This window comes from Cupriavidus sp. SHE (genome assembly GCF_000812445.1).
Taxonomy (GTDB): Bacteria; Pseudomonadota; Gammaproteobacteria; order Burkholderiales; family Burkholderiaceae; genus Cupriavidus; species Cupriavidus metallidurans.
The window spans coordinates 66,003-79,842 of sequence record NZ_JWMB01000027.1 but is presented as its reverse complement, the minus strand read 5'-3'; the positions used below and the strand labels follow the sequence as shown (position 1 = coordinate 79,842).

Here is a 13,840-nt window from a genome sequence, read left to right as displayed (position 1 = left end):
GCTTCCAGGCCTGCGGGCCCGGCCGGTCAGGCCGGGCTTCGCCGCCAGGAGGCTACTTGCCCGCTGGCTTCATCAGGCTTTTCGCTTCCGCGATGCTCTGCTCGGCACGCTTGGTGATCACGGCCAGTGCCTCGGCTTGCGATTTCTGTGCCATTTCCGCCAGTTCGCGCATGTTGTTGAAGGCTGTCTGCAAGCCTTGCTGCACGAGTTCGCCCTGCTTGGTCATGGCCTCTGCGGGATTGCCACTCGTGGCCATCTTCTGGGCCGTGGCCTGAATCTCCTGCATGCTCTTGCTCAGGATTTCGGTCTGCTTCTGCACGAGTGCCTGCATGCCCTCGTAGGCGATCCTGTTGGCCTCCGCGAGGGCTTCGATATCCTTGCGCCGCGCTTCGATGATCGAAGTCATGTCGACGCCGGGGAGCTTGTACTGTTCCAGCAGTTTGGTGATATCGGTGAACGGATTGGGCGCGGTAGCCATGACAAATCTCCTTGTTGGGGTAGAGCAAGCAGAAGTCGAGCGGCGCCGGCTCACGGGTGAAGTCGCCCGATCGCCACGCGGCAGGCTAAGTGTAATGCGTGCCGCAAGGGAACTGGGGAATGAATAAGGGGGGTATCGCGAGGGCGAGCCGAGCGGCTGACACGGCACTCGGGTCCGCGTATCGTCCGGGCCGGGCAAGCGGCCTGATTGCCCGGCCCGATCCCGTTGCATAATGCCCACCGGCGCGACTGCCGCCAACACTATGGAAATACGACATGACGATGAAGACCGAAGAGCAGGTGCAAGCCGAGATTGCCGCCCTGAAGGCGCTGCAGCCGCAACTGCCGGAGCGCGCCCGCAAGGCCGTTGACGCCGCGTTGATGGTGTTGGAGAAGGGGCTGTCGCACGACAACGTCTACGACATGTTCGAGGAAGGCACCGAGGAGTTCGAGGACGCCTTTGCCGCGCGCATGTGGCGCGAAGGCGCCCCCGGTAGCGAATCGCTGTCAGTGCTGTATCGCGAGCTGATCTGACAGGTCGCGGGCTTCTGCCAGGCAGATCAAGGATTGAGGATTCTTTCCGGCTGCCAGGCTGTAATAGGAGACAATGGCGCACATTCAATGACCGCCGGGCCGACTGGTCACCCATGCGCTTATGTCCGAAGCAGACGTCGAAATGAGTTTCGCTGTTGATCCGGTTCGGGTCGAGTTCTCGGATCCGGGGCTCGAGCGGGAGTTTCAGCAACACCATCTGCGGACCACGCGGGCGTCGTTGCGGGTCACCCTGGTGTTCTGTTCGCTGTTTTATCTGGCCTTTTCCCTGACCGATCTGGCCGCGCTGGGCTATGGGACGTCGTTGCTCGTGCTGCTGCTGGGGCGAATCGCCGTTGCGCTGACTGCCTGCGGCGGTCTCTATCTGATTCGCCGGAAAACTGAGTCGGTGCTGGCCCACCGGGCCGTGGCCAGCGCGGCGGAGGTCGTCGGGATGGCGATCTTCATGCTGGTCGTCTGGTTCCGTCCCGGCGAGTTGCCCTGGCACGCGATGTCGCTCTGCATCATGCTGATCGTCATCTACGTCTTCATCCCGAATCGGCTCATCACCGCGATTGGCATCGCCCTTGGCGCGACGGCGGCCTTCATCGCGCTGGCCGTGATGAGGGGGGAGTCGAGGTTCTCCGACGAAGTCACGATGGCGATGCTTCTGCTGCTGACCAACAGCTTCGGCATCATCGCCGCACGCCGCTATCACCGACTGTGGCGCGACGAGTATCGGGCGCTCAGTACATTGAAGGCGCTATCCATCCGCGACCATCTCACAGCCTGCTTCAACCGCCGCCATCTGCACACGACGCTGCTGCCGCAGGTGCTGGAGCGGGCTCGCGCCGAGCGTCGCTGGCTGACGCTGATGGTTTGCGATATCGACCATTTCAAACGCGTCAACGACAATCACGGCCACCAGGGTGGCGATGCTGTGCTGATGCACGTCGCCATGCTGCTGCAGGACCGCATCCACGAGCCACGGGACAGCGTCGTTCGTTACGGCGGGGAAGAGTTTCTGCTCGTCATGCCGCAGATGGACTTCGAGTCGGCCGCCAGTCTGGCCGAGGATATGCGCGCCGCGGTGGCGGACAGCGAGGTGCCAGGCCCCGATGGCAAGCGTATGCGCGCCACGGTCAGCATCGGGGTGCTCTCCGTCGATTTTTCGGCCAGCGATACCGAGGTCACCGAAAGCGCGTTGATTGCCGCTGCCGATATGCTGCTCTATGAAGCCAAACGGGCCGGACGGAACAGCATCCGGACCCGGCTTTGGGCGGATATGGTGTCCACCCACGCTGTCTTGAGTATGCGAACGGCCTGATTGACCGCCTAACGCGTGGGCCGCCGGCGAGGCCCGCATCCATCCACTTCAGTCCCCTTCAGTCCGCTTCACCCTCCAGATAGACGCGCGCCAGGCCCTTCTTGATGGCGTCGACGATCTGCTCGCGGCGTAGCGCGATATGCGAGGTCAGGTGGGCCTCCGCCCGATGCCAGTCGCGCGCCTTCAATGCGTCCACGATGTCGGCGTGCTCGCTCTGGGTGGAATCGCGCCCCACGTTCTCCATGTCGATCCAGCGGATGAAGCGAATGCGTTCGTTCAGGCTGGCCAGCATCCGGCGCAACTCCGCATTGCCGGACAACTCCGCGATACGCAAATGAAAGCCCTCGTCCAGTTCAACGAGTTGCTGTGCCGGCGTATCGGGCGAGACCGAGCGGCTGTGCTCCAGGTATCGGGCCAATTCCTCGACCCCCTCCGCTGACGCACGCTCGAACGCAAGCCGCAGGCATTCGCGTTCGACGGCGACGCGCGCCTCATACAGGTCCTGCATCTCGCGGATGTCGAGCGGCCGGCGGACGTAGCCACGGCTCGACTCCTCCAGGAAGCCATGCGTGGCCAGCCGTGCCAGTGCCTCGCGCACCGGCGTGCGGCTCACGCCGAGTTGCTCGGCCAGTTCGATTTCGTTGAGACGCTCGCCCGGTTTCAGCGCGTAGGAGATGGCCATGTCGCGCAGCGTCTGGAACACGTCGGAACCGCGCTTGCGCCGAGTCGTGGAAATAGGCGAATTCATGCTTGTTTCTGCCCGATGGGATTCTTGAATCGCACGGATCATACCGCGCGCGCTACCAGATGCCCTTGTCTGCACCCGGCATCGGCAATTGCTGTCCGAATTCTTGCATACGTTTCAGTATACTTAAAAGTATTCTTTCGAGTATGCTCCATCGGACGCCGGCGCTTCCTTCACCCGGCCGATCAATGGAGATCAAGCGGATGACCAAGATGAACGGCGCCGAAGCGATGGTGCGTATGCTCCAGCTCAACGGTGTGAAGCACATTTTTGGCTTGTGTGGCGATACCAGCCTGCCTTTTTACGATGCTCTGGCCCGCCTGGACCACGGCATGGACCACGTGCTGGCGCGCGACGAGCGCAGCGCCGCATACATGGCGGATGCCTACGCCCGCGTCACGGGCAAGGTCGGCGTGTGCGAGGGTCCGAGTGGCGGTGGTGCCACCTATCTGTTGCCGGGCCTGGTGGAGGCCAACGAATCGTCGGTGCCGGTGCTGGGCATTACGTCCGATGTATCCGTCAACTCGCGCGGCAAATACCCTCTGACCGAGCTGGACCAGGAAGCCCTGTATCGACCACTGACCAAGTGGAACACCACGATCGACCGTGCCGATCAGATTCCGGACGCCGTGCGCGCAGCCTTCCGCGCCATGACGACCGGCAAGCCGGGCTCGGCGCATCTGTGCCTCCCCTACGACGTTCAGAAACATGACGTGGACCCGGCCGGGATCTGGGCCCAGGCCGGTCACGATCGTTTCCCTGCGCTGCGCTACGCGCCGGACCCCGACGAGGTCGATCGCGCCGCGCGCCGTCTGACCGAAGCGCGCGCGCCGCTGATCATCTGCGGCGGTGGCGTGGTGATTTCGGGCGCCTGCGCTGAGCTGGACACGCTCGCGACTTCGCTCAACGCGCCGGTGTGCACCACGGTCAGCGGCCAGGGCAGCCTGGCCGATACGCACCCGCTCAACGCCGGCGTGGTAGGCGCCAATGGCGGCATCCCGGCCACCCGCGATCTGGTGGCCAATGCCGATGTCGTGCTGTTCATCGGTTGCCGCGCCGGCTCCACCACCACCGAGCACTGGCGCTTCCCCGGCCGCAACGTGCCGATCTTGCATATCGACATCGATCCAATGGTGATCGCGGCCAACTACAACACCGACGTCGGCATGGTGGGCGATGCCTTGCTGGCCCTGCGCATGTTGAACGCCGCGGTGCGTGACCGATTGCCGACGCGCCGCGCCGATACCGCCGACGGGCGCGCGCTGGTGGAAGTCGCGCGCGCGGCCAAGCGTGAGAGCTTCGCACCGCTGGCGGCCTCGCTGGAGCGGCCGATCAAGCCCGAGCGCGTGGTCGATACGCTCAACCGCCTCTTGCCCGAGGACGCCATCGTGGTCGCGGACCCTGGCACACCTTGCCCGTATTTCTCCGCCTATCACGAGAGCCGACGCGCCGGCCGGCAGTTCATCACCAATCGCGCGCATGGCGCGCTGGGTTTCTCGCTGGCGGCCGGTATCGGCGCTTCGCTGGGTCGCCCTGGCACCACGGTTGTCTCCGTGATGGGCGATGGCAGTTTCGGCTTTACCTGCGGCGAGATGGAAACGCTGGTACGCCGCCGCATCCCGCTGAAGATGATCGTGTTCTCGAACTCGGTGTTCGGCTGGATCAAGGCGAGCCAGAAGGCCGGCTATGACCGCCGCTACTTCTCCGTGGATTTCAGCCGCACCGATCACGCGCGCGTGGCCGAGGCCTTTGGCGTGCGCGCGTGGCGCGTGGAAGATCCCGCGATGCTCGATGCGGCCATTCGCGCCGCGCTGGAGCATGACGGTCCCGCGCTGGTGGACGTCATCACGCAGGAGTTGCAGGACGCCGCGGCACCGGTCAGCCAGTGGATGGGCTGAGTCGATATCTGCTTTGCATCTGGATGACAGGAGGGCCGTACCATGCTGTTCCCTTGTTTCTCCTCGCGCCGGCAAACCACGCCGGCCGCTTCTGGCGGGATGCCGCGCGCGCAACGCGGCAGGCTTGCCGTCATCGCCGCGCTGTCCGCGCTGTGTCTGCCCGGTGGCATGTTGCCGACTTCCGCCTGGGCGGATAGTGGAACGCCATTGAAGCTCGTCGTCACCTTCCCGCCCGGGGGCAGCACGGATATCGCCGCGCGCATCGTGCAGCCCAAGCTGGCGGAGGTGTTGGGGCGTCCCGTGGTGGTGGAGAACCGTCCCGGCGCCGCGAGTCAGGTCGCGACGCAGTACGTGGCGCGCTCCGCGCCGGACGGCAACACCCTGCTGATCAGCTTCGATACCCATGCGATCAATCCCATTGCGAAGTCCCGGCTGCCGTATGACACCTTCAAGGATTTCTCCGGTGTCACGCTGGCGCTGCGTTTCCCACTGGTGATCGGTGCCAATCCATCGGTGCCCGGCAAGGACCTGCGCGGATTCCTGGATGCCGCGCGGCGCGCGCCCAATCAGTACAGCTACGCGTCCACCGGTCTTGGTTCGATGAACCATCTCGTCGCGGAGGACTTGAAGCGTCAGGCCGGGGTGGAACTGCTGCACGTGCCTTACGCCGGCGGGGGGCCGGCTGTGCAGGCCGTGCTGGGGAACGTGTCGAGCCTGACGCTGCTGAGCTACGCCGCGCTCAAGGGCCAGATCGCGGCGGGGCGCATCAAGCCCCTCGCTGTCACCGGCGCCAACCGACTTCCTGATCTGCCTGATGTGCCGACGGTGGCGGAGTCCGGATTCCCGGGCTTCGAGGCGTACTCGTGGATTGGCGTGTTCGCACCGTCCGGTACGCCGCCGGCCGTGGCGCGCAAGCTGACCAGCGACTTCCAGGCCGCCCTCAATGATCCGGAGACCCACCGCAAGCTGACGCAGGCTGGGTTCGAGGTGATGGCCACCGACGGTCCGGCGCTCGATCGTTACGCGCGCGAGCAGTATGAACGCTGGAAGGCCTTCGTCGCGAAGACCGGGCTGAAGCTGGAGGAGTAGGAGAGGAGGGGAGTAGGAGAGTAGGGGAGCGGGGACGCTCCGGCTCGCCAGGCGGTTTCCATGCCACAATCCTGCGCACACGCCAACGCACAAAAGGAGACGGCACGGTGACACCCGCCAACGCAAACTTCGTGGAAGCTGTCCAGGCGAGCTTTCAATCCCAGAACGTCATGCATCTGATCCGCGCCACGCTGCCCGTGGTGGAGGCGGGCAGAACCGAGATTCACGTGCCGCACTGGGACGGCATCGAACAGCAGCATGGTTACGTTCACGGTGGCGTGGTCGGCACCATTGCCGACTCGGCAGGCGGTTACGCCGCGATGTCGCTTGTACCGGCGGGCGCGTCGGTCCTGACGGTCGAGTACAAGCTGAATCTTCTGGCGCCCGCCAATGGCGACAAGCTGATTGCCCGGGGCAGTGTCGTCCGCGCGGGACGCACGCTGATCGTGACGCAGGCCGAAGTATTTGCCGTTGAAGGGCCGAAGGAGACGCTTTGCGCGCTGATGCAGCAGACCATCATGGTCATGCAGGGCAAGGCGGAGAAATAGCGCCCGTATCCATACTCGACATTGCCAGATTGCATCCCTGATCGAAGCTGATAGTGGTCTGCGACAGTGGCCCGTTTTCGCGCTGACGGTCCAGTCGGCTCGCATGGCGCCGTGACGGACGCACCCCTTCTCGCAGAATAGGAAAACGTCCTACATCGCTGCCTGCGGATACCGAGTAGAACTTATTCATACCCACTTCTACCGGATCATGCATGTCGACATCTATCGTGAAGGTGCTGGTCACCCAGGACAACCACTGGGCCGTGGAATCCGATGGCCAGCTGAATGCATACGCGTCTCGTGGCGCCGCGATTGCCGCGGGGGTACACAAGGCCATTAAAGAACGTGCAATGTTGATGATCTATGAGCGCGAAGCCCACGCAAGCGAGCCGATCGAACCGATCGAGTCAAGCGACGTGGGTGTGCTTGGCAGGGTGCCGGCATAGCACCATAGAAGTCAACGGAGACGCAGCATGTCAGGCGACATTCATGTGCTCCCTCACGGCAGTGAGTGGGCCATCGCAATCGAAGGGACGGGAACCCGCACGCGATATCAGACACGAGAGGCAGCCATCGACATCGCCACGCAACTGGCGAAGCGAACGAGGGCTGAGTTGCTGATACACGGGCGCGACGGCCAGATCCACGAACGGAGCACGTTCGGTCACGGATCGCCTGACACCAGGGGATAACGAAAGTCCGAGGACTCCTTCTTTCGAACAAGCCCCCTTTTCGGCCGCGACCGCGATGGTCGCGGCGACTTTTTTTCACCGGGATGGCAAGCCATCCCGGTCGTCGGCGCGGCTCGATCGCGCTATTTGCGCAAGTCGGTGACCGTGATTCTTCCGTCCACGTTGTCGAACGTTGCCGACACCTTGTCGCCTTCCTTCAGGTTCGCCAGCATCGCCGGGTCCTTGACCGGGAATGCCATCGTCATCGGCGGCATGCCCAGGTTCATGATCGGGCCGTGCTTGAGCGTGATCTTGCCGGCTGCGGGATCGACTTTCCGGACTTCGGCGGAGACGGGCTGTGGCGTCGTCATTGCCTTGGCGGCGGGCTTCATGTCCATGCCGGCACCGCCGTCCATCCCGGCCGCGAACGTCGGAGGCATCAGGCCAACGGCGAGCGCGAAGACGGCAGCGTGGAGAGAGGTGCGGGAGGTGAGAGAGGTCAGAGAAGTGAGAGAGGTTTTCATGCTTGCTCCTTGATGGGCGTGTGAGTGAATGATGGGGAAGTCTTCGTTTCGCGACGGCGGATCAACAGGTACACGGCGGGCACCACGAACAGCGACAGCAGAGGCGCCGTGACCATGCCGCCAACCATCGGCGCGGCAATGCGCTGCATGACTTCGGAGCCGGTGCCGTGTGACCACATGATCGGGATCAGGCCTGCCAGGATGACGGCGACAGTCATCGCCTTGGGCCGCACGCGCTGCACGGCGCCTTCCTGGATGGCGGCAAGCAGGGCATCGATGTCGGTGATGCCGCGTGCCTGGCTATCCTCCCAGGCGTGCTTGAGATAAAGCAGCATGATCACGCCGAACTCCGCGGCCACACCGGCCAGCGCGATGAAACCGACCACGCCGGCTACCGACAGGTTGTAGCCGAGCAGATAAAGCAGCCAGAGGCCGCCGATCAGCGCCAGCGGCAGCGTGCCCATGATCAGCAGTGCCTCGTCGAGCCGACCGAAGACCAGATAGAGCAGCACGAAGATGATCAGTAGCGTGAATGGCACCACCACCTTCATCTTCGCGGCGGCACGCTCCAGATACTCGAACTGACCGGACCAGCTCAGCGAATAGCCCGCAGGCATCGGCACTGCCTTGCTCACGGCCGCCTGCATGTCGCGCACCGCGGAGCGCAGGTCGCGTCCACGGATGTCGACGTAGATCCACCCTGACAGCCGTGCGTTCTCGCTGCGCAGCATCGGCGGACCCTGTTCCACTCGGATGCGGGCGACGTCGGAAAGCACGATCTGCTGGCCGCGGTCAGTCACGATGGGCAGGCTCCGCAGTTGCTCGACAGAATCCCGATAGTCGCGCGGGTAGCGCACGTTGATGGGATAGCGGGCCAGCCCGTCGACCACTTCGCCGATGTTGTCGCCACCGATCGCCGAGGAGACGATGGCCTGCACGTCGCCGATATTGAGCCCGTACCGGCCAGCGGCCGCGCGGTCGATGTCAACGTCGATATAGCGCCCGCCGGTCAGGCGTTCCGCCAGAGCCGAGGTGACACCGGGAACGGTCTTCACGGTTTCTTCGATGCGAGTGGCAAGCCGGTCGATCTCCTTCAGGTCGGTGCCTGCCACCTTGATGCCAACCGGGCTCTTGATCCCGGTGGCCAGCATGTCGATGCGGTTGCGGATCGGCGGCACCCAGATGTTGGAGAGTCCCGGAATCTTCACCACGCGATCAAGCTCCTCGACGAGTTTGTCGGGTGTCATGCCCGGGCGCCACTGGTCGCGTGGCTTGAACTGGATCGTGGTTTCGAACATCTCCAGCGGGGCAGGGTCGGTGGCCGAATCGGCACGGCCGGCCTTGCCCTGCACCGTGGCGACTTCCGGCACCGACTTGATCAGCCGATCGGTCTGCTGCAGCAATTGCGCCGCCTTGCCAGCGGAAAGGCCGGGCAAAGCCGAGGGCATGTAGAGCAGATCGCCTTCGTCGAGCGGGGGCATGAACTCGCCGCCAATCCGCATGATCGGCCAGGCAGTGGCCACCAGCGCGACAACCGCCAGTGCGATGGTCGCGCGCGGATAGGCCAGCACGCGGGTCAGGATTGGCTGGTAGGCGCGAATGAGCCAGCGGTTCAGCGGGTTGGCCTGCTCGGCGGGAATGCGGCCGCGAATCAGGTAACCCATCAGCACCGGCACCAGTGTCACCGAGAGGCCTGCCGCAGCCGCCATCGAGTAGGTCTTTGTGAAGGCCAGCGGCGAGAACATCTTGCCTTCCTGTGCTTCCAGCGTGAACACCGGGATGAAAGACAGCGTGATGATCAACAGCGAGAAAAACAGCGCGGGACCGACTTCGGCTGCGGATGCGCCAATCACGCGCCAGCGGTCTTCGCCGGAGAGTGGCCGCCCGGGGTGATCGGCATGCCAGCGTTCCAGATGCTTGTGCGCGTTCTCGATCATTACCACTGCGGCGTCGACCATGGCGCCGACTGCAATGGCGATGCCGCCGAGCGACATGATGTTGGCGTTGACGCCCTGATACCGCATGACGAGGAAGGCGGCCAGCACGCCGAGCGGCAGCGACACGATGGCTACCAGCGCCGAGCGCAGGTGGAACAGGAAGATCAGGCAGACCAGCGCGACGACCACGAACTCTTCGGCCAGCTTGTACGACAGATTGTTCACCGCGCGATGAATCAGCGCGGAGCGGTCGTAGGTCGTGACAATCTCGACGCCGGCGGGCAGGCTCTTCTTCAGCACTGCAAGTTTGGCCTTGACGGCATCGATCGTCTCCAGCGCGTTCTTGCCCGAGCGCATCACGATGACGCCGCCCGTCACTTCGCCTTCGCCGTTGAGGTCGGAGATGCCACGTCGCATCTCGGGCCCGAGCTGGATCGTCGCGACGTCACCAAGGCGCACCGGAACACCGGCCGTACTGGTCTCGATAGGAATCTGCCGGAAATCGTCGAGTGTCTTCAGGTAGCCAGATGCCCTGACCATATACTCGGCTTCGCCTAGCTCCAGCACCGAGCCGCCTGCCTCCTGGTTGGCGCCACGAATCGCGGCGATCACCTTCGATTGCGGGAGGTTGTAGGCGCGTAGGCGGTCAGGCTTCAGCACCACCTGGTATTGCCGCACCATGCCGCCCAGCGAGGCCACCTCGGAGACGTTCGGCAGCGACTTCAGCTCGAAGCGCAGGAACCAGTCCTGCAAGGCGCGCAACTGGCTCAGGTCATGCTTGCCGGTGCGATCGACCAGCGCGTACTCATAGACCCATCCCACACCGGTGGCGTCGGGCCCCAGTGCGGGCCTGGCGGCCGCCGGCAGACGCGACTGCACCTGATTCAGGTACTCCAGCACGCGGGAGCGGGCCCAGTATGGGTCGGTCCCGTCCTCGAACAGCACGTAGACAAAGGAATCGCCGAAGAAGGAATAGCCGCGCACGGTCTTGGCCCCCGGCACGGACAACATCGTCGTGGTGAGCGGGTAGGTGACCTGGTTCTCGACGATCTGCGGCGCCTGGCCCGGGAACGGGGTGCGGATGATGACCTGCGTATCGGAAAGATCCGGCAACGCGTCGAGCGGCGTGGTGCGGACTGCCCATAGCCCCCAGACCGTCAGCATGACCGTGGCCAGCAGCACCAGGAAGCGGTTGCGGATCGACGCGAGGATGATGCGTGCAATCATCGCTGACCTCCTTCGGCACCTGCGGGCTGCACCGACGACAGCATGGCCGTGCCGTCTTCGGTCAGATGAAAGCGGAAGCGGATGCGGTCACCCGGTTTCAGTCCCTTGAGCTGGGCGGCATCATGTGCGGCGAAATCCATCGTCATGGCGCCCCACTGCGCCGAGGGCACTGCGCCATGGGAGATCGTCAGGCTGTCGGCGTTCACGGCTTCGATGCGGCCCGTGGCTTCGTGCTCCTGTGTTGCCGCCGATGGTGCAGATGTTGCCGACGGCGCAGAAGCTGTGACCGGGGTTTCCATCCGCTCCGACGTGCCGCGCAGGCTGGCTTCGGAATCGACCAGGAACTGGCCGGACGTTACGACGCGCTGTCCGGCGCGCAGTCCGGCGGTCACCTCGGTCATGCCGTCGACCTCGCGTCCGGTGCGGATCTCGGTAGAGGCATAGCCCCGCTGGCCGGCATCGACCACAACGAGAGTCCGTTGCCCCGTGCGGATCACCGCCTCGGTCGGGATCTGCAGCACGTCTTGCCGGTCGTCGTTCTCAAAGCGGACGCTGGCGAACATGCCGGGCACAAGGCGACGCTGCTTGTTCGGCAGCACGATGCGGACCTTGATGGTGCGCGTGGCAGGGTCAACGTCGGGCAGAATCGCGTCGACCTTGCCTTGCACGGGATCCGGCGCGGCGGTGGCAGACACCGTCACGGTCTGGCCCGGTGCGATGCTGCGCGCCTGGGCTTCCGGCACTTCGGCAATCACCCAGACCTGAGCGAGATCGGCCAGGCGGAACAGCGTCATGCCTGGGCTGATCGTCATCCCTTCGCGTACCGCGATTTCGGTGACCAGGCCATCCAGCGGACTGGCGATGCTCTGCGCCGATTGAAGCTTGCCGGTGCGGATGACCGCATCGGCCTGGCTCTGTGTCATGCCCGACTGGAGCATCCGCGCTTTGGCGGCGCTTGCCAGATCGTTCTGAAGGCTGGCGGGCAAGCGCGTCACCGCCAGGTACTCTTCTTGCGCGGCGACCCAGTCTGGCGCGTAGAAAGTGACCAGCGTCTGGCCCTGCCGTACCGGATCTAGGGTGGCGCGCACACTGACGTGCTGCACGAAGGCGGTGGTGCGAGCCTGGATCACGCGGATGCTGCGCTCGTCGATCGCCACGTTGCCGGGCGCCTTAACCACTGCGCCCATATGGGCGGATTGCACTTCCGCCGTGCGGATGCCAAGGTTCTGTGCGACGCGGCTGTCGATGCTGACGCCGCCCTTATTCACGCCATTCCCTGCGTCATCGCCGTCGGCATAGACCGGCACCAGCGGCATATCCATGAAGGGTGACTTGCCGGGTTTGTCGAATCGCTGGCCGGGGACCATGGGGTCGTGCCAGTAGAGAATTTTCCTGTCGCCTTGCGTGGCGGACGTTGCCGGCATGGTGTGCGATGCGCCAAGGCGATAGCCGCTGTAGCCGGCCACGCCAATCAGGACCAGGCAAGTCGCCGTGATGGTCAGTCGTGCGTTCATGGAAGATCCTTGTTGGCGGGTTCGGTTTGTGCGGTAGGCAGCGGTGTCAGGAAGGTGAGTTCGGCCCAGAGTCGGGTCGTGCGTTGTTCCAGCGATAGCCGCTCCAGCGAGGTATCGATGACACGGTGATTGGCATCGGCCACGGCCTGCAGGGACCCGGCATTGGCGCGATAGGCCGTCAACGCGGCCTCCGCCTGGGCATTGGTAAGCGGCAGCGTGGCGTTGTCGTAGCGTTTCAGGCGTTCCAGGTTGCGGCGCAACTCGGCGAGCCTGGCGCCGACCACGGCATCGGTGTCGCGCCGGATCATCTCCGCTTTCGCACGTGCCGCCGTGGCCTGCGCGAGCCGGGCAGCGACTTCGCGGTCCTGCCGGTTGGCGCGATCCCAGGGCAAGGGGATGCTCACATTGATCGAGGCGAGGTTTGAATAGGCCGAGCCGCGCTGGCTGTACATCAGTTCCAGGGAGACGTCAGGCTTGCGGGCCTCGTCCGCCACGCGGATCTCGGACTCCGCGAGCGCGACGTCGCGCTGGGCCGCGGCAACTTCGGGGACACCGTCAAAATGGTTCTGGGCAAGTTGCGCGACGCGATCCGGCACTGCCAGCGTGGGGGGATCGCCCAGGGGGCGGCTCGCATCGGTGCCGATCCAGCGGGTGAGATTCACGTTGGCGGTGTCAAGTGCCGCCTGGTTTTCGTTTTCGCGGTCGCGCAGCTTTTGCACTTCGAGTTGGGCGGACAACACGTCGGCGCGGGTGCCACGGCCGCTACGGTAGGCGGCATTGGCCGCTTCCAGCGTCAGGCTCAGGGGTTGCTCATGACTGGCAAGGAGTGCCGCGGCCCGTTCGGCGTACCAGCGGTCGATCCATGCGGCCACGGCGCTGCGCTGGACATTGGTCATGCCGACCATGCGTTGGGCGTCGGCCGAGGCGGCCTCGGCCTCGAAGCGTGCCGCACGGGCCCGGCGTTTGTCCGAGCGCGTGAACTCCTGCATCACGCTGACCGACCGCATGGTCATGCTTTCGCGGGTTAGCGAGAACTTGTCGGGGCCATCGGTTGGGACATTGTTCAGTCCAACCTTCAGGACGGGATCGGGCAACTGCCCGGCCGCCACGGCCATCTGCACGGCAGCCTCTACGGCCCCGCGCGTGTTTTCTGCGTCGTGCGCATGTGTCGTGGCGAGTGCAGCGGCCTCTTCAAGCGACAGGGAAGGGACGGCGTGTGGTGACGCGGCGAGCGACACCGACATGCCGATGGCGGACGCGCAAAGCAGCGCCAGCCTCAGGCGAAGCGGGAATGACATAAAGCCTCCGGAAACAACGGCCACCGCGCCCGAGGTTTCGGGGGCGGAACGGAA

The 13,840-nt window shown here is 64.6% G+C and carries 13 protein-coding genes; 7 read left to right on the top strand and 6 right to left on the bottom strand.

What is annotated here, in order from left to right; translation table 11 throughout:
- Nucleotides 1–52: 52 nt before the first annotated feature.
- A complete protein-coding gene (locus RN01_RS15335) occupies nucleotides 53–478 on the bottom strand; it encodes a phasin family protein (RefSeq protein WP_017514165.1) in 426 nt (141 codons plus the stop codon).
- Nucleotides 479–753: 275 nt separating this feature from the next.
- Here RN01_RS15335 and RN01_RS15330 point away from each other — a divergent pair, with 275 nt between their 5' ends.
- Entirely contained in the window at nucleotides 754–1,011 is a 258-nt protein-coding gene (locus RN01_RS15330; protein ID WP_008651960.1) for a hypothetical protein, read from the top strand.
- Between the two features lie 142 nt (nucleotides 1,012–1,153).
- Entirely contained in the window at nucleotides 1,154–2,335 is a 1,182-nt protein-coding gene (locus tag RN01_RS15325) for a diguanylate cyclase (RefSeq protein WP_024570991.1), read from the top strand.
- A gap of 58 nt (nucleotides 2,336–2,393) precedes the next feature.
- On the opposite strand, the gene RN01_RS15320 is transcribed toward RN01_RS15325, so the two are convergent.
- Nucleotides 2,394–3,083 (bottom strand): GntR family transcriptional regulator, encoded by a 690-nt coding sequence (locus RN01_RS15320; RefSeq protein ID WP_017515105.1) that lies wholly within the window; start codon nucleotides 3,081–3,083, stop codon nucleotides 2,394–2,396.
- Between the two features lie 200 nt (nucleotides 3,084–3,283).
- Between RN01_RS15320 and RN01_RS15315 the strand changes: the two genes are divergently transcribed.
- From RN01_RS15315 to RN01_RS15295, 5 genes are all read left to right on the top strand, one after another.
- Nucleotides 3,284–4,978, top strand: a complete 1,695-nt coding sequence (locus RN01_RS15315; protein WP_017515104.1) for a thiamine pyrophosphate-binding protein — start codon at nucleotides 3,284–3,286, stop codon at nucleotides 4,976–4,978.
- 42 nt (nucleotides 4,979–5,020) lie between these two features.
- Complete coding sequence (locus RN01_RS15310) at nucleotides 5,021–6,067, top strand: tripartite tricarboxylate transporter substrate binding protein (protein ID WP_035837084.1); 1,047 nt, start codon at nucleotides 5,021–5,023, stop codon at nucleotides 6,065–6,067.
- 107 nt (nucleotides 6,068–6,174) lie between these two features.
- Entirely contained in the window at nucleotides 6,175–6,615 is a 441-nt protein-coding gene (locus RN01_RS15305; protein ID WP_011519450.1) for a PaaI family thioesterase, read from the top strand.
- A gap of 212 nt (nucleotides 6,616–6,827) precedes the next feature.
- The gene (locus RN01_RS15300) at nucleotides 6,828–7,061 is read left to right on the top strand and encodes a hypothetical protein (protein WP_017512629.1); all 234 of its coding nucleotides are present in this window, start codon (nucleotides 6,828–6,830) and stop codon (nucleotides 7,059–7,061) included.
- A gap of 27 nt (nucleotides 7,062–7,088) precedes the next feature.
- A complete protein-coding gene (locus RN01_RS15295) occupies nucleotides 7,089–7,307 on the top strand; it encodes a DUF2188 domain-containing protein (RefSeq protein WP_008647358.1) in 219 nt (72 codons plus the stop codon).
- Between the two features lie 122 nt (nucleotides 7,308–7,429).
- Here RN01_RS15295 and RN01_RS15290 read toward each other — a convergent pair whose 3' ends face one another.
- Genes RN01_RS15290 through RN01_RS15275 form a run of 4 tightly spaced genes read right to left on the bottom strand, consistent with a single transcriptional unit; the run spans nucleotide 7,430 to nucleotide 13,786 of the window.
- Nucleotides 7,430–7,810, bottom strand: a complete 381-nt coding sequence (locus tag RN01_RS15290; RefSeq protein ID WP_024570993.1) for a copper-binding protein — start codon at nucleotides 7,808–7,810, stop codon at nucleotides 7,430–7,432.
- A complete protein-coding gene (locus tag RN01_RS15285; RefSeq protein WP_017512627.1) occupies nucleotides 7,807–10,974 on the bottom strand; it encodes an efflux RND transporter permease subunit in 3,168 nt (1,055 codons plus the stop codon). Before RN01_RS15285 ends, RN01_RS15290 begins: the two co-directional genes overlap by 4 nt.
- Nucleotides 10,971–12,488, bottom strand: coding sequence for an efflux RND transporter periplasmic adaptor subunit (locus RN01_RS15280; RefSeq protein ID WP_017512626.1), 1,518 nt, complete (start codon nucleotides 12,486–12,488; stop codon nucleotides 10,971–10,973). Before RN01_RS15280 ends, RN01_RS15285 begins: the two co-directional genes overlap by 4 nt.
- The gene (locus tag RN01_RS15275) at nucleotides 12,485–13,786 is read right to left on the bottom strand and encodes a TolC family protein (protein WP_017512625.1); all 1,302 of its coding nucleotides are present in this window, start codon (nucleotides 13,784–13,786) and stop codon (nucleotides 12,485–12,487) included. Before RN01_RS15275 ends, RN01_RS15280 begins: the two co-directional genes overlap by 4 nt.
- Between the last annotated feature and the right edge of the window lie 54 nt (nucleotides 13,787–13,840).

What these genes read in the sequence shown, in the direction of transcription:
- RN01_RS15335 (WP_017514165.1), bottom strand. Translation starts at nt 478, where the DNA reads ATGGCTACCGCGCCCAATCCGTTCACCGATATCACCAAACTGCTGGAA.
- RN01_RS15330 (WP_008651960.1), top strand. Translation starts at nt 754, where the DNA reads ATGACGATGAAGACCGAAGAGCAGGTGCAAGCCGAGATTGCCGCCCTG.
- RN01_RS15325 (WP_024570991.1), top strand. Translation starts at nt 1,154, where the DNA reads ATGAGTTTCGCTGTTGATCCGGTTCGGGTCGAGTTCTCGGATCCGGGG.
- RN01_RS15320 (WP_017515105.1), bottom strand. Translation starts at nt 3,083, where the DNA reads ATGAATTCGCCTATTTCCACGACTCGGCGCAAGCGCGGTTCCGACGTG.
- RN01_RS15315 (WP_017515104.1), top strand. Translation starts at nt 3,284, where the DNA reads ATGACCAAGATGAACGGCGCCGAAGCGATGGTGCGTATGCTCCAGCTC.
- RN01_RS15310 (WP_035837084.1), top strand. Translation starts at nt 5,021, where the DNA reads ATGCTGTTCCCTTGTTTCTCCTCGCGCCGGCAAACCACGCCGGCCGCT.
- RN01_RS15300 (WP_017512629.1), top strand. Translation starts at nt 6,828, where the DNA reads ATGTCGACATCTATCGTGAAGGTGCTGGTCACCCAGGACAACCACTGG.
- RN01_RS15295 (WP_008647358.1), top strand. Translation starts at nt 7,089, where the DNA reads ATGTCAGGCGACATTCATGTGCTCCCTCACGGCAGTGAGTGGGCCATC.
- RN01_RS15290 (WP_024570993.1), bottom strand. Translation starts at nt 7,810, where the DNA reads ATGAAAACCTCTCTCACTTCTCTGACCTCTCTCACCTCCCGCACCTCT.
- RN01_RS15285 (WP_017512627.1), bottom strand. Translation starts at nt 10,974, where the DNA reads ATGATTGCACGCATCATCCTCGCGTCGATCCGCAACCGCTTCCTGGTG.
- RN01_RS15280 (WP_017512626.1), bottom strand. Translation starts at nt 12,488, where the DNA reads ATGAACGCACGACTGACCATCACGGCGACTTGCCTGGTCCTGATTGGC.
- RN01_RS15275 (WP_017512625.1), bottom strand. Translation starts at nt 13,786, where the DNA reads ATGTCATTCCCGCTTCGCCTGAGGCTGGCGCTGCTTTGCGCGTCCGCC.